General features: G+C 74.8%; 12 protein-coding genes and 1 other RNA gene. 11 read left to right on the top strand and 2 right to left on the bottom strand.

Annotation, left to right across the window (positions count from 1 at the left end):
* Positions 1 to 137 precede the first annotated feature (137 nt).
* Positions 138 to 1,370: a glycosyltransferase 87 family protein gene (locus ACFW1A_RS07780; RefSeq protein ID WP_380405922.1), complete on the top strand. Its 1,233-nt coding sequence runs from the start codon at positions 138 to 140 to the stop codon at positions 1,368 to 1,370.
* 22 nt (positions 1,371 to 1,392) lie between these two features.
* Here ACFW1A_RS07780 and ACFW1A_RS07775 read toward each other — a convergent pair whose 3' ends face one another.
* Entirely contained in the window at positions 1,393 to 4,071 is a 2,679-nt protein-coding gene (locus tag ACFW1A_RS07775) for an FtsK/SpoIIIE domain-containing protein (RefSeq protein ID WP_380405918.1), read from the bottom strand.
* A gap of 358 nt (positions 4,072 to 4,429) precedes the next feature.
* On the opposite strand from ACFW1A_RS07775, the gene ACFW1A_RS07770 reads away from it, so the two are divergent.
* The 3 genes from ACFW1A_RS07770 to prfB all read left to right on the top strand — a co-directional run bounded on the left by ACFW1A_RS07770 (position 4,430) and on the right by prfB (position 8,868).
* Positions 4,430 to 6,262 carry a protein kinase gene (locus tag ACFW1A_RS07770; RefSeq protein ID WP_380405914.1) on the top strand — a complete coding sequence of 611 codons (1,833 nt, stop codon included), beginning with the start codon at positions 4,430 to 4,432 and terminating at the stop codon, positions 6,260 to 6,262.
* A 190-nt stretch (positions 6,263 to 6,452) separates the two neighbouring features.
* Complete coding sequence (locus ACFW1A_RS07765) at positions 6,453 to 7,742, top strand: protein kinase (RefSeq protein ID WP_380405909.1); 1,290 nt, start codon at positions 6,453 to 6,455, stop codon at positions 7,740 to 7,742.
* Positions 7,743 to 7,758: 16 nt separating this feature from the next.
* A complete protein-coding gene (gene prfB / locus ACFW1A_RS07760; RefSeq protein ID WP_380405906.1) occupies positions 7,759 to 8,868 on the top strand; it encodes a peptide chain release factor 2 in 1,110 nt (369 codons plus the stop codon).
* A gap of 159 nt (positions 8,869 to 9,027) precedes the next feature.
* Here the strand turns inward: prfB and ACFW1A_RS07755 are convergent, their stop codons facing one another.
* On the bottom strand, positions 9,028 to 9,222 hold the full coding sequence (locus tag ACFW1A_RS07755; protein ID WP_380405903.1) for a hypothetical protein: 195 nt from the start codon (positions 9,220 to 9,222) through the stop codon (positions 9,028 to 9,030).
* 345 nt (positions 9,223 to 9,567) lie between these two features.
* On the opposite strand from ACFW1A_RS07755, the gene ftsE reads away from it, so the two are divergent.
* The 7 genes from ftsE to ACFW1A_RS07720 all read left to right on the top strand — a co-directional run bounded on the left by ftsE (position 9,568) and on the right by ACFW1A_RS07720 (position 17,337).
* Complete coding sequence (gene ftsE, locus ACFW1A_RS07750) at positions 9,568 to 10,257, top strand: cell division ATP-binding protein FtsE (RefSeq protein WP_380405900.1); 690 nt, start codon at positions 9,568 to 9,570, stop codon at positions 10,255 to 10,257.
* Between the two features lie 59 nt (positions 10,258 to 10,316).
* The gene (gene ftsX, locus ACFW1A_RS07745; protein WP_380405897.1) at positions 10,317 to 11,231 is read left to right on the top strand and encodes a permease-like cell division protein FtsX; all 915 of its coding nucleotides are present in this window, start codon (positions 10,317 to 10,319) and stop codon (positions 11,229 to 11,231) included.
* Between the two features lie 85 nt (positions 11,232 to 11,316).
* Positions 11,317 to 12,462: a S41 family peptidase gene (locus tag ACFW1A_RS07740; RefSeq protein WP_380405894.1), complete on the top strand. Its 1,146-nt coding sequence runs from the start codon at positions 11,317 to 11,319 to the stop codon at positions 12,460 to 12,462.
* 101 nt (positions 12,463 to 12,563) lie between these two features.
* Entirely contained in the window at positions 12,564 to 13,040 is a 477-nt protein-coding gene (gene smpB / locus ACFW1A_RS07735; RefSeq protein ID WP_380405892.1) for an SsrA-binding protein SmpB, read from the top strand.
* A 101-nt stretch (positions 13,041 to 13,141) separates the two neighbouring features.
* On the top strand, positions 13,142 to 14,437 hold the full coding sequence (locus ACFW1A_RS07730) for an alpha/beta hydrolase (protein ID WP_380405889.1): 1,296 nt from the start codon (positions 13,142 to 13,144) through the stop codon (positions 14,435 to 14,437).
* 82 nt (positions 14,438 to 14,519) lie between these two features.
* Positions 14,520 to 14,893, top strand: a transfer-messenger RNA (tmRNA) gene (gene ssrA / locus ACFW1A_RS07725).
* Positions 14,894 to 15,024: 131 nt separating this feature from the next.
* Positions 15,025 to 17,337: a HelD family protein gene (locus ACFW1A_RS07720; protein ID WP_380405886.1), complete on the top strand. Its 2,313-nt coding sequence runs from the start codon at positions 15,025 to 15,027 to the stop codon at positions 17,335 to 17,337.
* The last annotated feature ends 41 nt before the right edge of the window (positions 17,338 to 17,378 follow it).

Below are 17,378 nucleotides of genomic sequence, written 5' to 3'. Positions count from 1 at the left end.
GGCGGGGCCGCACCTTCCAGGGGAGGGGGCGGCCCCGCCGTCGTCCCCCGGTCCGCCGTCGGCCCCCGGCGCGCCGAGCGGTGGGCCGGCGGAGTGACCGGTGTGACGGCGGCGCCCCGGGCGGGGATGGTGCACCGGTGCTCTTGTGGCGGTGGTGGACGGTGCTGGGGGCGTGGCTGCTGCGCCGGGCCCGCTGGGTGCTGGCGGGGTCGCTGGCGGTGCACCTGCTGGTGACCGCACTGGCCACCGACATGTTCGACCTGCGGGTCTACTGGCTGGCCGCGCCCCGGCTGCTGGACGGGCACCTGTACGACGTCACCCTGGTGCGGCCCGACCCGGGCAGCCTGCCGCTGCCGTTCACCTATCCGCCGTTCGCGGCGGTGGCGCTGCTGCCGACGGCGGTGCTGCCCTGGCCGGCGGCGACCTGGGCGTGGCACGCGGCCTCGCTGGCGTCGCTGGCCGTGCTGGTGCACTGCTCGCTGCGGCTGTGCCCGGGCCGGTCCGGGCCGGTGGGGCCGGAGCACACGATGGTGTGGACGGCCGCCGCGCTCTGGCTGGAGCCGGTCCGGCACTGCCTGGACCTGGGCCAGATCGACCTGCTCCTGGCCGCCGTGGTGCTGGCGGGCCTGACGACCCGGCGGGCGGCGGCGGGCGGCCTGGGGGTGGGGCTGTCGGCGGGGGTGAAGCTGACCCCGGCGGTGGTCGGCGTGTACTTCCTGGTCGCCCGGCGCTGGCAGGCGGCCGGCTGGACGGTGGCCGTGTTCGCCGCCACCGTCGGCCTGACCTGGCTGGTCGACGCGCGCGACTCGCGGCGGTACTGGCTGCAGTTGGTCGGCCAGTCGGACCGGGTCGGGCCGGTGGCCGCGTGGGAGAACGAGTCGCTGGGCGGCGTGCTCTCGCGGTTCGCCGGGCACGGGATGGTGCTCACGCCGACCTGGCTCGGGCTGGCGCTGGCCGCGCTGCTCGGCACCGCCCTCGCGCTGCGGGCGTCGCTGCGCCGCGGGGACACGCTCGCGGCGGTGGTGGCGGTGCAACTGCTCGGCCTGCTGGTCTGCCCGATCTCCTGGAGCCACCACTGGGTCTGGGCGGTGCCGGCGCTGATCTGCCTCGGCTACGGCGGCGGTCCGCCGCGCCGGGCCGCGCTGGCCGCGATCGTGGCCTGGGGGCTGGCGGCCGGGGCCTGGCTGGTCCCGCTCGCGGGGGAGCTGGCGGACGGCACGGGCCCGTCGGGGTACCTGTTCCTGCTCAGCGCGAGCTACCCGGTGTGCGCGGCGCTCACCCTGGTGGCACTGGCGCGCCGGGCGGGGGGCCCGGACCGCCGCCAGGGACGCGGTCTCGCGGCGTCACCGGGCGGGGAGCCGCAGGGCTGACCCGCGCCCGGCGGCACCGGTCTCAGCTCGCCGCCGCCCGCTGCAGCGCGCTCGCCAGCAGGGCCAGGTCGGTCGGGCCGTTGCCGAGCTCGCGCACCGGGCGGCGGGTGGGCGGCGCGCCCAGCTGGGCCGGGTCCAGGGCGACGACGGTCGGGCGCAGCGTGGCGGTGCGCGGGATGCGGCCGCTGATCTGCGCGGACTGGAAGGCCAGCACCGCGCCGTCCGGGCGGCGGAGGTAGCCGCGGCCCGGGGTGGCGTCGGGGAGGGCCGCCGCGTCGTCGACGTGGACCAGGAGGTCGGAGTCGGCCGGGCGGTCGGTGCGCAGGGCGATCCGCCACTGGGCGGCCTCGTCCAGCTCGGTGCCCGCGGTCAGCTCCGGCTGGCCGGTGGCGGCGACCAGGTGGACGCCGAGGCGGCCGCCGCGGACGGCGACCTCGGCCAGCGCCCGGGCCAGCGGGCGGCCGGCGGGGGACTGGGGGGCGAGCAGCGCGTCGTAGTCGTCCACCACCACGACCAGCCGCGGCGGGGGTGCGGTGACGGTGGCCGTGGCCGGGCCCGGCGGGACGGCGGTGGGTACCGGCACGGCGGCGCCGCGCGGCTGCACCACCTTGGTGCTGAGCGCCTGCTCCGCGTACCAGCTGCCGAACGGGCGGCCGCGGAAGAGCTCCTCACGGTGGGTCAGCTCGTCCAGCAGCGACTCGGCGGTCAGCAGCGCCTGGCGGGGGTCGGCGGCCGCCTCCAGCCGGCCCGCCACGTGCGGCAGCTCGGCGCAGGCGGCGAGGGCGCCGTCCCGGCCGCCGATCAGCAGCACCGAGAGCCGGTCCGGCCGCTCGCCGACCGCCAGCGAGGCCACCAGGGTGCGCAGCAGCTCGCTCTTGCCGGAGCCGCGGGCACCGCCGATCAGCAGGTGCTGCTGCTCCGTCGGGTCCGGGCCGGCCAGGTCGACCGTGCACAGGTCGTCCCGGGTGGTGCCGAGCAGCGCGGTGGCGGTGCCGGTGGTGCTGGGCAGGCCCTCCCAGCGGGCCAGCAGCTTGGCGGGGGTGACGGTGTCCAGCTCCAGCAGCTCCAGCAGGCGCAGCGCCTCCGGCAGCGGACCGCGCGACACCGGTGCGCTCTCCCGCAGCGGGGCCAGCGCCCGGGCCAGCCGCTCCGCCCAGGCCCGCGAGACCGCGTCCAGCGCGGCCCCCTCGACCGGCTCGCCGCCGGCCCGCAGGGTCAGTTGGGTGGCCACCTCGCCGGTCAGCTCCGCCACCGCGCCCAACCCCGGCGGCAGCTGCTCGGCCGTCCGGGCCAGGCACACCACGTGGACGCCGGGGGTCCGCAGCACCCGGGCCAGCGCCTCGCGGGCGGCGGGCGAGCCCGGATCGCCGTCGACCAGCACCACCGTTGCGCCCACCGGCTCCTGGGTGTCCAGCAGCTCGGTCAGCCGCTGCTCGGCCTGCGCCGGGTCGAGCCCGAAGAGCAGCCGGCAGTCCTGGCCCCGGGCGGGGCGCAGGTGCGGCAGCCAGAGCGCCCAGGACCAGTCCTCGGCCCGCTGCTCGGCGGCCAGCCGCCCGTCCGCGCCGACCAGCACCAGGCTCAGCCCGCTCGGCGGGTGCAGCACGGCCAGCTGCGCCAGCACGGCCCGGGCCAGCCCGAGCACCCGCTCGCGCGGACCGGTCAGTCCGAGGCCGCCGGCGGCGGCCAGGTCCACGGTGACCGGGACACCGGGCAGCACGGTGCCCGGGGCCGTCCCCGGACCCGCCGGCCGGTCGGCGGTGCCCAGTCGCACGGCGAGCGCGTCCGGGTGGGCCGGCACCCGCTCCCAGAGCCGGGGGCCCGGGCCCAGCGCGGTCAGCAGCAGCGTGGCCGGGTCGGGGAAGCGCTCCCGCAGCGCGGCGGCCTGCCGGTCCCGGGCCCGCAGCTGCTGCTGGGCGGCGTCCGGGGCCGGGTCGGCGGGCGCGGCGGAGCGGCCCAGGGTGCGGGAGAGCAGCGAGCGGGTGCGGCCGGGCGCGGCCGCCGAGGCGGGCGCGGGCTGCTCGGCGGCCGGGACGGCGGGCCGGGCGGGCGCGGCGGGGCCGACCTGGAGGTGGCCCAGCCCGTCCGGCGTGGTGGTGCGGGCGGACGCCGGGGCGGGTGCGGCGGCCAGCGTCACGGTGGACTCGCCGAGCCGCAGCAGCGCGCCCTCCGGCAGCGGACGGGGGTCGTCGGTGAGCGGGCGGCCGTCCAGCGACGTGCCGTTGGTGGAGCCGAGGTCGTGCACCGTGACCGCGCCGTCGGCGGCCAGGTGCAGCGCCAGGTGCAGCCGGGAGACGTCCGGGTCGTCGAGCGGGACGTCCGCGTCGCTGGAGCGGCCGAGCCGGACCTGGCGGCCGTGCAGCCGGTGCACGCCGCCCGCGTCCGGTCCGCCGACCACGCGCAGCTCGGCCACCGCGTCACCGGGCGTGCCGAGGGCCTGCGGGTCGGGCTCGCCGAGCGACAGGACGGCGCCGTCGAGCAGCGGGGGGTGGCCGAGCGGGGTGCGGTCGTCGATCCGCTCCGCCCCGGCGTAGAGGTGCACGTGGGTCGCGCTGCGCGGGCCGCGCACGCCGACGGCGCCGGCCAGCGCCACCGACAGCGCCCCGAGCGCCGTGCCGACCGGTGCGGTGACCAGCACGTCGGTGGCGGACGCGGGCAGGCCCGCGCCCGCGCGGGGCCGGAGGACCGTCAGCCGGATCTGCATCTCGCCCGGGGTTCCCCTCTGCTCGTGATGAGTGCGGGCCAGCGCTGCCGGGTGCCCGGCCGCGACGGGGCCCGCGGCAGGGCACCGCCGTGGTGCTGGATGCGCCAAGTGCTAGGCGTCATCCTGCCACTCGGCACTGACAGCCCGCGCACCGTACCGGATTTGACGATCTTGTGATCATGGCCATGGTGGAGTCGACGGAGCATCAGGTCAAGGTGGTCGCACGGCAGCGGCAGAACCGGCCGTCAGTCCGCTGCGTCACACGTCTGAGTGGGGTCGCGCGGACACCGTTAGAGTTGCCGCACACCCGGGCTGCCGCCCGAGGTGGTGGGCTCGTTCAGGGCGAGGAGTGCACCAGGTGCGGCCGGTCGGCAGCAAGTATCTGCTCGAGGAGACGCTCGGGCGCGGAGCCATGGGCACCGTCTGGCGCGGCCGGGTCCGGGAGGACGCCGGACTGGCGAACCTGGCGCCCGGCCAGCCGGTCGCGGTCAAGGTGCTCAAGGAGGAGCTGGCCACCGACCAGGACATCGTGCTGCGCTTCCTGCGCGAGCGCTCGGTGCTGCTGCGGCTCAGCCACCCCAACATCGTGCGGGTGCGGGACCTGGTGGTCGAGGGCGAGCTGCTGGCCCTGGTGATGGACCTGGTGGACGGCCCGGACCTGTACCGCTACCTGCGCTCGCACGGCCCGCTCAGCCCGATCGCCGCCTCGTTGCTGATGGCCCAGATCGCCGACGCGCTCGCGGTCAGCCACGCCGACGGGGTGGTGCACCGCGACCTCAAGCCGGCCAACGTGCTGCTGGCCACCGTCCTGGCGGACGGCGGGGCGGAACAGCTGCACCCGATGCTCACCGACTTCGGCATCGCCCGGCTCGCCGACTCCCCGGGAATCACCCGGACCAGCGAGTTCGTCGGCACGCCGAGCTACGTCGCCCCCGAGTCGGCCACCGGCCACCCGCAGACCTCGGCGGTCGACGTCTACGCCGCCGGCGTCATGCTCTACGAGCTGGTCACCGGCCGCGCGCCGTTCCAGGGCGAGAGCGCGCTGCAGATCCTGCAGGCGCACCTGACCCAGGAACCGCCGCGCCCGCCCGGGATGCCCGAGCCGCTGTGGACGGTGGTCGAGCGCTGCCTGCGCAAGGACCCCGCGCAGCGGCCGAGCGCCGTCTCGCTGGCCCGGGCGCTGCGGGTGGTCGCGGCCGGCATCGGGGTGCACGCCTCGCCGGCCGCGGTGGACACCGCGCTCGCGGTGGGCGCGCTGCTGCTGCCGCCGGAGCAGCCGGCCACCGTCCCGGCCGAGGGCGAGCAGACCTTCGCCGGCGGGCGCTACGACCCGTCGGCCGCCACCCAGGTGATGCCGCAGGGCACCGTGCCGGGCGCCGACGGCACCCGGCTGCTGCCGCCGACCGGGGCGGTGCCGCCCGCCCCGCAGGGTGGCCGGCCCCAGGCCCAGCCGCAGCCCGGCGACCCGCAGCACCCGTGGCAGACCCAGCTGCGCGCGGCCCGCGACCGCAACCAGCAGACCCAGGTCTTCGCCGCCGAGGAGTTCGCGCCCCAGCCGCCGCAGGCCCCGCGCCCGTACCAGCCCTACCAGGGCCCCGGCGCACCGCCGCCCGGCCGACCGGCGCAGCCCTACCCGCAGGGCGGCGGCCAGCAGCCCTACCCCGGCGTCCGCCCCGCCCAGGGTCGGCCGCCGCAGGGCTACCAGCAGAACCCGCAGCAGGGCCACCCGCAGCAGGGCGGCCACCCGCAGAACGCGCCGCAGGCCGGCCGCGGCCGGCCCGAGCGCCCGCCGGTGGCCCCGCCGCCGTACCAGGCCCGTCGCGCCGGCGGCGACCAGGACTACGCCGGCCTGGGCTACCCCGAGCAGCACCCGGACCGCCGGGCCGAGCCGGCCCGCCGCCCGGAGCCCCCGCAGCCCCGCGAGCCGGAGCGCGACCGGGACCGGAGCCGCGACCGGGACGACTACGAGCCCCGGCCGCGCCGCGAGCCGCGCCCGCGCAGCCGCAACCGGATGTACATCCCGGGCCTGGGCTGCCTCAAGGGCTGCCTGATGGTGCTGGTGGTCCTGGCGATCGGCGTGCTGGTGCTGTGGAACTTCACGCCGCTGCCGCACTACTGGGACAACGTCCAGCACTGGTACCACCAGAGCAGCGACTGGGTCACCAGCACCTGGCACTCGCTCACCGGCTGACGCAGGGTCACCGGTGCTGTGCGGACCGCGACCGGTGATCACGATTGACGCTTTGTCGACAAACACGGTCCGGAGGTCCCCTCGGGGGCCCCGGGGCGCGTAGGTTGGTCGGCGACGTACAGACCTGTCGAGCGCTGCCGGGCCCCAGCGGGGCGGCCGGGGAGCGCTCCCGCCGCCCCACGGAGCAGCATTGGCACGCAAGATCGGCAGCCGGTACACCGTGCACCAGGTGATCGGCCGGGGCTCCGCCGGCACCGTGTGGCTGGGCGAGGGGCCGGACGGCCCGGTGGCCGTCAAGCTGCTGCGCGAGGACCTGGCCACCGACCAGGTCCTGGTCGGCCGGTTCGTGCAGGAGCGGGCCGCGCTCACCAGCCTGGACCACCCGCGGGTGGTCGGGGTGCGCGACATGGTGGTGGACGGCGCCGACCTGGCGCTGGTGATGGAGCTGGTGCACGGCACCGACCTGCGCTCCCGGCTGGAGCGCGAGGGGGTGCTGGCCCCGCAGGCCGCCGCCTCGGTGATCGCCGACGTGGCGGACGGGCTGGCCGCGGCGCACGCGGCCGGCATCGTGCACCGCGACGTCAAGCCGGAGAACGTGATGCTGGACCTGGCCGCCCCGCCCGGTCCCGGCGGCGCGCCCCGGGCCAAGCTGACCGACTTCGGCATCGCCCGCCTGGTCGACGCCCCGCGCCGGACCCGGGCCACCCGGATCATCGGCACCCCCGACTACCTGGCCCCGGAGATCATCGAGGGCCTGGAGCCGCGCGCCGCGGTGGACATCTACGCGCTGGCCACCGTGCTCTACGAGCTGCTGGCCGGCTTCACCCCGTTCGGCGGCGGCCACACCGGCGCGGTGCTGCGCCGGCACGTGACCGAGAGCGTGCCGCCGGTCCCCGGGCTGCCGGACGGACTGTGGCGGATCATCTCCGAGTGCCTGGCCAAGGCGCCCGCCTCGCGGCTGCGGGCCGCCGAGCTGGCCGAGCGGCTGCGCGAGCAGCTCCCGGCGCTGGCCGGCCTGCCGCCGCTGGCGCCCGCCGCCCCGGTCGGCGAGCAGTCCCGGGCGCCCGAGGAGGTGCTCACCCCGGGGGAGGCGGTCTACGCCGAGGCGGACACCGGTACCGGCGCCCACCGCCGCCGGCGCGGTCCGGCCGTGCCGCTGGTCCCGGCCCCGGCCCCGGACTCCACCCGGGACACCCACACCAGCCTGCGCCGCCCCTCCGCCCAGGAGCTGGCCGGCTACGCGGCCGAGTCCCGCGCCCAGCGCGCGGCGCCGACCCCGCACCGCGGCGGCCGCAAGGCCCTGGTGCGCCGGCGCCGGATGCTGGCGGTGCTGCTCGCCGTGGTGCTGCTGCTGGCCGGTGCCGCGGCCGCCGTCGCCGCCTTCGCCTCGGACGGGCACGGCCACGGCCACGCCCTGCACCCGCCGCGGGCGGTCCGGGCGGTCACCGGGCCACCGGCCGGTCCCAGTGACCCGCGCTAACCATTAGGCTTGAGGCGTGGCAGCTGTCGATCCTTCCGAAGAGCTCAAGAACCTCGAAACGACCATGGGGTCGATCGAGGCCGTCCTCGACCTGGAGAAGATCCGGGCCGACATCTCCCGCCTGGAGGAGGAGGCAGCTGCCCCGAACCTCTGGGACGACGTGGCGTCGGCCCAGAAGGTCACCAGTCGACTCTCCTTCCTGCAGGCCGAGCTGCGCCGGGTGGAGACCCTGCGCAGCCGGATCGAGGACGTCCGGGTCCTGTTCGAGCTGGCCGAGGAGATGTCCGACGCGGACACCCGCGCCGAGGCCGAGGCCGAGCTGGCGGCGACCAAGAAGACGGTCGAGGAGCTCGAGGTCCGCACCCTGCTGTCGGGCGAGTACGACGCCCGCGAGGCGCTGGTGAACATCCGCGCCGAGGCCGGCGGCGTCGACGCGGCCGACTTCGCCGAGCAGCTGATGCGGATGTACCTGCGCTGGGCCGAGCGGCACGGCTACCCGACCGAGGTCTACGACACCTCCTACGCGGAGGAGGCGGGCATCAAGTCGGCCACCTTCACCGTGAAGACCCCGTACGCCTACGGCACCCTCTCGGTCGAGCAGGGCACCCACCGCCTGGTGCGCATCTCGCCGTTCGACAACCAGGGCCGCCGGCAGACCTCGTTCGCCGGCGTCGAGGTGCTGCCGGTGGTCGAGCAGAGCGACCACGTGGCCATCGACGAGGGCGACCTGCGGGTGGACGTGTACCGCGCCTCCGGCCCCGGCGGCCAGGGCGTCAACACCACCGACTCGGCGGTGCGCATCACCCACCTCCCGACCGGCATCGTGGTCTCCTGCCAGAACGAGCGTTCGCAGATCCAGAACAAGGCCTCCGCGATGAACGTGCTCCAGTCGAAGCTGCTGGAGCGGCGCCGCCAGGAGGAGAAGGCCGCGATGGACGCGCTCAAGGACGGCGGCAGCTCCTGGGGCAACCAGATGCGCTCCTACGTGCTGCACCCGTACCAGATGGTCAAGGACCTGCGCACCGAGTACGAGGTGGGCAACCCGCAGTCCGTGCTGGACGGCGACATCGACGGCTTCATCGAGGCCGGGATCCGTTGGCGCAAGCAGCGCGAGACGGCCGAGTAGGGCTCACCGCCCTCCCGGCCTCGATGAAGGGCCAGCGCAGCATCGAGGCCGGGATCCGTTGGCGCAAGCAGCGCGAGACGGCCGAGTAGGCGGTCATCGAGGACACGTAGGAGAGGGGCCCCGGATCGATCCGGGGCCCCTCTCTCTCGTGTCCGGGTACTACGCCAGCGCCTGCCGGCAGATCACCACCACCGCCAGCAGGCCCGCGAGCAGTGCGAGCAGGGCGGCGGGGTTGAGCGAGGCGAACGGACCCTGCTGCTCCTGCAGGCGGGCCCGGTGGGCGCGGCAGACGGGGCAGCGGCCTTCGCTCACGCGGCCGGCGCAGTTGGCACACACCAGATGGTCGCTGGTCATGCGAGCTCCTCCTTGCCTGGCTACTGCGCTGTCACGTATCAACGCACCGGGGCGCCCTGTGGTTCCCCCTCTACTCTGCCAGGTTCCGGGCCATCCGGCGCCCGGGCAGCGGAAGCCGGGGGCCGTGTGGGAGATCCGACTGTGAATTGGCTCCCAATTTTCCGGTCATTGCCCTACAGACTTGGACATTTCGTCAGATGCTTCGGGGGCGGACCCTGCGCGCGGTCGGGGCGGTCGCGTATGGTCCCAAGCCGGGGGAGTCGGCCGGCGGCCGCTCCGCCCGCCCGTCCCCGTGCGGACCGCGGGGCTCGGGACTCCACCTAGGATGGCCTCCGTGATGCAGCCGTGATCAGATTCGACAACGTTTCCAAGACCTATCCCAAGCAGAACCGTCCCGCCCTGCACGAGGTCTCGCTGGAGATCGAGAAGGGCGAGTTCGTCTTCCTGGTCGGTTCCTCGGGATCGGGCAAGTCGACCTTCCTGCGGCTGTGCCTGCGCGAGGAGCGGCCGAGCACCGGCGAGGTGCACGTGCTCGGCAAGGACCTGGGCAAGCTGTCCAACTGGAAGGTGCCGCACATGCGGCGTCAATTGGGCACCGTCTTCCAGGACTTCCGCCTGCTGCCGAACAAGACCGTGGCGCAGAACGTGGCGTTCGCGCTGGAGGTCATCGGCAAGCCGAAGGGGGCCATCAACAAGGTGGTGCCCGAGGTGCTCGACCTGGTCGGCCTCGGCGGCAAGGAGGACCGGATGCCCGGTGAGCTCTCCGGTGGTGAGCAGCAGCGCGTGGCGATCGCCCGGGCCTTCGTCAACCGCCCGATGCTGCTGATCGCGGACGAGCCGACCGGAAACCTGGACCCGCAGAACTCGGTCGGCATCATGAAGCTGCTGGACCGGATCAACCGGACCGGGACCACGGTGCTGATGGCCACTCACGACCAGGCCATCGTCGACCAGATGCGCAAGCGCGTCATCGAGCTCGACAAGGGGCTGCTGGTCCGCGACCAGGCCCGCGGCGTCTACGGGTACCAGCACTAGCCGGCACCCCGCACGCCGTCCACGGCCCGTCCGCAGCCCCGATCTTGGAGTTTTGAAGCATGCGCGCCCAGTTCGTCCTGTCGGAGATCGGTGTGGGTCTCCGCCGCAACCTGACCATGACCATCGCGGTCGTGGTCAGCGTCGCGCTCTCGCTGGCCCTGGCCGGCGCCTCGCTGCTCGTCCGCGACCAGGTCAACTCCATGAAGGGGTACTGGTACGACAAGGTCGAGGTCAGCGTCTACTTCTGCACCAAGGCGGACGCCAAGACCGCGCCGCAGTGCGCCGACGGTGCCGCCACCCAGGACCAGATCGACGCGGTCAAGGCCGGCCTGGACAAGCTGACCCCGTCGGTGGTGAAGACCTCCACCTTCGAGACCAACCAGGAGGCCTACAAGCACTGGAAGGAGATGAACCCGGACAGCGCGCTGGTCTCGGTGCTCGGTGCCGACGCGATCCCGTCCTCGTGGCGGGTCAAGCTGCAGGACCCGACCCGGTACGACATCATCCAGAGCCAGTTCGCCGGGCAGAAGGGCGTGCGCTCGGTCGAGGACCAGCGCAAGATCCTGGAGAACCTCTTCGGGCTGCTCAACGGCCTGCAGACGGCGGCCTTCGTGATCATGCTGCTGATGCTCTCGGTGGCGCTGCTGCTGATCGTCAACACGGTCCGGGTCTCGGCCTTCAGCCGCCGCCGGGAGACCGGCATCATGCGGCTGGTCGGCGCCTCCAACTTCTACGTGCAGATGCCGTTCATCGCGGAGGCGGCGTTCGCCGCGCTGCTCGGTGCGGTGCTCGCCTCCGGCCTGCTGCTGGTCGGCAACTTCGGCGTGCACCACTGGCTGGCCAGCCGGGTGCAGTTCATCCACTTCATCGGGCTCTCCGCGGTGCTCCAGGTGATCCCGCTGCTGATGGTGGTCGGTATGGGCATGGCGGCCGTGGCGGCCTTCCTGACCCTGCGCAAGTACCTGAAGGTCTGACCCGGACCCGGTGGTCCGGTCACTCCCGGTGATGTTCCGGCGTTCCGCGACCACGCAGCGCATCGGGCGCCTAGACTCCGGTCCCATGACGTCTCGACGCGCGCGCCAGGGGGCCACCCTCACCGCGGTGTTCGGCGTGTTACTGGTCTGCGGTGCGGCGGCCGGTGCCTGGGGAGGCACCGCGCCGCCGCTGCCGCGTCGGGCCCTCTCCGCGGACACCCTGCCGGCCGACCCGTCGGCGCTCTCCCCGGAGCAGGCGGCCGGCCTGGTGGCCAGCGGCACCGACCGCTGGGCGGCCTACTACAGTCCCGACGACTACGCCGAGTTCGCCCAGGGCCTGGACGGCGAGTACCTCGGGGTCGGCCTGACGGTGGACCGGGCCGAGGACGGCACCACCCTGGTCGCCGAGGTGCAGGCCGGCTCCCCGGCGGCCGCGGCCGCGCTGGCGTCGGGCGACCGGCTGCTCGCCGTGGACGGCGAGGCCGCCGACCGGCTGCCGGTCACCGAGGTGGTGGCCCGGCTGCGCGGGCGGGCGGCCACCGAGGGCCGCGGCGAGCGCTCCGCGGGCCCCGGCTCCACCGTGGTGCTGACGGTGCAGCGGCCCGGTGCGGCGGCCCGCGAGGTGACGCTGCGCCGGACCGTGCTGACCACCCAGGACGTGACGGTGGACCACCCCGCCCCGGGCGTGCTGCGGATCTCGGTGCGCGCCTTCACCAGCGGCGTCGGCGCACAGGTCCGGGCCGCCATGAAGCACCCGCCGCAGCACGGCGTGGTGCTGGACCTGCGGGGCAACTCCGGCGGCCTGCTGGAGGAGGCGGTCGGCGCGGCCTCGGCCTTCCTGGACGGCGGCCCGGTGGCCTCCTACCTCTCCCGCGGCGAACGGCGGGAGCTGACCGCCGCGCCGGGCGGCGACACCACGACCCCGCTGGTGGTGCTGGTGGACGGGGGCACGATGAGCGCGGCCGAACTGCTGGCCGGCGCGCTGCAGGACCGCTGCCGGGCGGTGCTGGTGGGCACCAGGACCTTCGGCAAGGGCACCGTGCAGCAGCCCAGCCGACTGGCCGACGGGTCGGTGCTGGAGCTGACGGTGGGCCAGTACTTCACCCCTGCCGGGCGGTCCCCGGACGGCACCGGGCTGCAGCCCGACGTGGCCGCCACCGACCCGGCCGCCGCGGCCGAGCTCGCGCTGCGCGTGCTCAGCGGCCTGGCGCCGACCCCGGCGCAGCGCTGAGGCCGACACCGGGGCAGCGCCGGGAGGGTGCGGGGCACGGCGCCGGGCGCGGCCAAAACCGGCTGCCGCGCCGGGCGGCGGGGTGCGAGAATGTCCGGGTTATGGCAAAGGAAACGGGACACAAGCTGATCGCGCAGAACAAGCGGGCGCGACACGAGTACACCATCCTCGACACCTACGAGTGCGGGATGGTGCTCACCGGCACCGAGGTCAAGTCGCTGCGCGAGGGCCGGGCCAACCTGGTCGACGGCTACGCCTACACCCAGGCCGGCGAGGTGTGGATCGACAACGTCTTCATCCCCGAGTACACCCAGGGGACGTGGACCAACCACTCGGCGCGGCGCAAGCGCAAGCTGCTGCTGCACAAGATGGAGATCCGCAAGCTGGAGGCGAAGACCAAGGAGACCGGGCACACCCTGGTGCCGCTGTCCCTCTACTTCAAGGACGGCCGGGTCAAGCTGGAGCTGGCGCTGGCGGTCGGCAAGAAGCTGTACGACAAGCGCCAGACGCTGCGGGAGAAGCAGGACACCCGGGAGACCGCCCGCGCGGTGGCCGCGGCCCGCCGCCGGCAGGGCTGAGGCTCCGTTCCCGCGCGTTCTGTAGCAGCTTCGTCCCAAGGGCGGTCCGCGGACCGGGGACGGCTGCCGCAGTCGGCTCCGGCCTGGCTACGATCCCCGCCATGAACGTCTCCCTGCTCACCGGCTGGTTCCCGTGGACCGTGCAGCTGGCGGCCGCGGCCGCGCTGCTCGGGGCGATCGGCTGGCGCGACCGCGGCTGGCGGCTGCGCCGGCTGCCGCTCGCGCTCGCCGGTGCGGCGGCGCTGACCGCGCTGCTCGCGGTGCTGGCCGTCACGGTGGGCGGGATCACCGACCCGCTGCCGCTCGCGCTCTGGTGCTGGCTGGCCGCGGCGGTGGCCGCGCCGGTGGTGCTGGCGGTCGGCTGGCGCGGGGCGCGCTGGTGGCGCCGGGCGCTGGCGCCGCTGGCCCTGCTGCTCGCGGTGGTGGCGGGGGCCAACGCGCTGAACGCCTCCACCGGCTACTTCCCGACCCTGGACGACGCGATCGGCGAGCTGGGCGGTGACCCGCTGCCGCAGCAGGTCACGCTGGACCAGTTGCCCTCGCTGACCGGGCGCACCACCACCGGGCGGATCGTCGAGGTGGACATCCCGGACACCGCCAGCGGGTTCGCCCACCGGCAGGAGCTGGTCTACCTGCCGCCGGCCTGGTTCCGCAGCAAGACCCGGCCCAAGCTGCCGGTGCTGGAAATGATCGGCGGCGAGTTCGCGGCCCCCGACAACTGGGTGCGGGCTGGGAACGCGGTGCAGACCGCGGACGCCTACGCCGCGCAGCACGGCGGATTCGCGCCGGTCCTGGTGTTCGCCGACGCCACCGGCGGATTCAAGGTGGACACGGAATGCGTGGACGGCCCGAGCGGAAAGGCCGAGGACCACCTGGTGAAGGACATTCCGCCGTTCGTCGAGAAGACCTTCAACACCGCCACCGACCCGCACAAGTGGGGGGTGGTCGGCTGGTCGATGGGCGGGACCTGCGCGGTGGACCTGGCGGTCGAGCACCCGGACGTGTTCGCGCACTTCGAGGACATCTCCGGCGACCTCGGCCCGAACACCGGGGACAAGCAGCAGACCATCGACAAGCTGTACGGCGGCGACGCGGCCGCCTGGGCGGCGCACGACCCGCTGACCGTGCTGGCGCACCACCCGAAGTACAAGAACGCCTCCGGCTGGTTCGAGAGCGGCGACCAGGAGGGCAGCCACATCGCCCAGGCGAAGCAGTTGGACGCGGCGGCGCGCAAGGACGGGATCCGCACCCAGGTCGTGGTGGAGCCGGGCCGGCACGTCTGGCAGTTCGCGTCCGGCGCCTTCGCCCGGGCGCTGCCCTGGCTGGCCCAGCAACTGGGCACCCCCGGCCCGCACCAGAACACCCCGGCGCCGACCCGGCCGGCCGCCGGGACGTAATCGGCTGGACCGGGTTCTGCGGTGCGCGTACCATGGGCGCAGCACCACCGGCCCCGGCCGGCGCTGTTTCTCAACACAACATGGGGATGATCGGTTTCGACAGGGGACGTCGAAACAGGAGAAGCGAGCCGAGGAACGCGGCAATGATCTCGTTAACCATCTGTCGCAAAAAATATAATCGCCAACTCTAAGAGCGATTCCCGTTTCGCCCTCGCTGCCTAAGTAGCGAGAGCCGGGTGTCAGACCGGGGAGTTCCCGACCCGGACCCTGGCATAATCTAGGGAACTCAACCGTCCGCTCGGGCTGCGAGAGCGGATGGGACATCAAACAGTAGCTGGGCCTGTTGGCGGCTTGTCCGTGTGACTGCCAGGGCCGAGAAAAGCACAGCGGACTGCGCTCGGAGAAGTCCTGAATCCACTCCACTGGACCCGGGTTCGATTCCCGGCATCTCCACCATCCCATGTGCATGCGGGCCGCCTTCCGAACCGGAGGGCGGCCTTCGTGTTTCCCCCGCCGTGCCGTAGGATCGTCCGTCCGCTGTCCCAGACGGCGACCCTCCCACCGCATCACGTACAACAGGGGATTCCTTGGCCGCGCAGGGCAGACAGCACGCAGCCGCATCCAGCACCGCAGCCCGCGAGGGCCTGCGGGAGCGCGAGATCGCCGGCGAGCAGCGGCATCTCGACACCGTCTACCGACGGCTGGAGGAGAAGCTCGCGGAGGCCGAGTACGTCCTGGAGGACGCCGCCAAGCGGGTCCAGGTCGGCACCCCCGGCGCGCTGGCCGAGCGGGACGCCCAGGTCTACCGGGCGGGCGCGCACCTGAACCGGCTGAACAACGAGTTCGAGGACTTCCTCTTCGGGCGGATCGACCTGCAGCAGGCCGACGCCCCCGAGGAGCACGGCATCCCGTCCTTCACCCCGCTGGACCCGGCCGACCCCCGGGTGGCGCAGAGCCTGCACATCGGGCGGCTCGGCGTGCTCGACGCCGAGTTCGGCCCGCTGGTGATCGACTGGCGGGCCCCGGCGGCCGCGCCGTTCTACCGCGCCACCCCGCTGGAGCCGGGCCGGGTGCTGCGCCGCCGGGTGATCCGGTCCAAGGGCCGCAAGGTGATCGGGGTCGAGGACGACCTGCTCCGCCCCGAGCTGGCCCCTGTGCTGGACGGCGAGGAGCTGGCGGTGATCGGCGACGGCGCGCTGATGGCCTCGCTCGGCCGGGCCCGCAGCCACAGCATGCGCGACATCGTCTCCTCGATCCAGAAGGAGCAGGACGAGGTGATCCGGGCGGCCGCCGCCGGCGCCACCCTGGTCACCGGCGGCCCCGGCACCGGCAAGACCGCGGTGGCACTGCACCGGGCCGCCTTCCTGCTCTACCAGGACCGGCGGCGGTACGCCGGCGGCATCCTGGTGGTCAGCCCGACCCCGCTGCTGGTCTCCTACACCGAGGGCGTGCTGCCCTCGCTGGGCGAGGAGGGCCAGGTGGCGATCCGCGCGGTCGGCAGCCTGCTGGACGGCGTCGAGGCGGGCCGCTACGACACGCCGGAGACGGCCCGGGTCAAGGGCTCGGCCAGGATGGTGCAGCTGCTGCGCCGGGCCGCCCGCGCGGCCCTCGAAACGGCCGCGCCGACCGAGCTGAAGGTGGTCGCCCGCGGCGAGGTGCTGCGGCTGGACGCAGGCCGGCTGAACGCGGTCCGCAGCCACGTGGTGGGCGGTGGCGGCACCCCGCTCAACCTGCTGCGCCCGCGCGCCCGCCGGCTGCTGCTGGACGCGCTGTGGGCGGAGGCCGTGCGCGACCTGCCCAGGCCGACCGACCACTACGCCCGCGAGCAGCGCCAGGAGGAGAAGGAGGCCTTCGACGAGTACGTCTCGGACGAGGCGCCGTTCCTGGACTTCCTGGAGGCCTGGTGGCCCGCGCTGACCCCGCGTCAGGTGCTGGCCACGCTGAAGAGCTCCAAGCACACCAACCGGATCGCCCGGCGCGCCGTGACCGGCGAGGAGGCCCGCCTGCTGGCCGCCTCCTGGCGCCACCTCGGCGCCCGCGGCGAGGGGCCGGTGAGCGCGCACGACGTGGCCCTGCTGGACGAGCTGCAGCAGCTGCTCGGCGAGCCGGCCCGGCCCAAGGTCCGCGAGGTGGACGCGGTCGACCTGCTGACCGGGCTGGACGAGGTGACCACCTACGCCGACCGCAGCAGCCGGGTGCGCGAGCCCGGACCGGTGGAGCGGACCGAGTACGCCCACGTGATCGTGGACGAGGCGCAGGACCTCACCCCGATGCAGTGGCGGATGATCGGCCGCCGGTCCCGCACGGCCACCTGGACCATCGTCGGCGACCCGGCGCAGAGCTCCTGGCCGTTCCCGCAGGAGGCGCAGGCCGCGCTGGACGAGGTGCTCGGCTCCAAGCCGCGCCGGCGCTACACGCTCACCGTCAACTACCGCAATCCGGCCGAGATCGCCGAGGTGGCCGCCAAGGTGCTGGCGCTGGCCGCGCCCGGCACGCCGGCGCCGAGCGCGGTGCGCTCGACCGGGACGGTGCCGCGGTTCGCCGCGGTTGCGGCCGCCGATCCGGCCGCCTTCGGCGCGGCGGCCCGGGCCGAGCTGGTCCGGCTGCTGGACGAGGTGGAGGGCACGGTCGCGGTGGTGGTCCCGATGGACCGGCGTGCCGAGGCGGCCGGGTGGATCGCCGGGCTGGGCGACCGGGTGGTGGCGCTGGGCAGCCTGGAGGCCAAGGGCCTGGAGTACGACGCGACCGTGGTGGCCGACCCGACCGGGATCGCCGGCGAGTCGGAGGCCGGGCTGCGGGTGCTCTACGTGGCGCTGACCCGGGCCACCCAGCGGCTCACCGTGCTGTCCGGACCTGACGACCTGGTGGACGGGGACGGGGTGCCGGCGCTGCTGCGCTGAGCCGGGCCGGTCGGGGCTGAGCCGCCGTCACGGGGTGACGG

Origin of the sequence: Kitasatospora sp. NPDC058965 (assembly GCF_042741245.1) — a bacterium.
Classification (GTDB): Bacteria; Actinomycetota; Actinomycetes; order Streptomycetales; family Streptomycetaceae; genus Kitasatospora.
The sequence above is the reverse complement of the archived record's forward strand: the minus strand, read 5'-3'. Positions and strand labels throughout refer to the sequence as shown.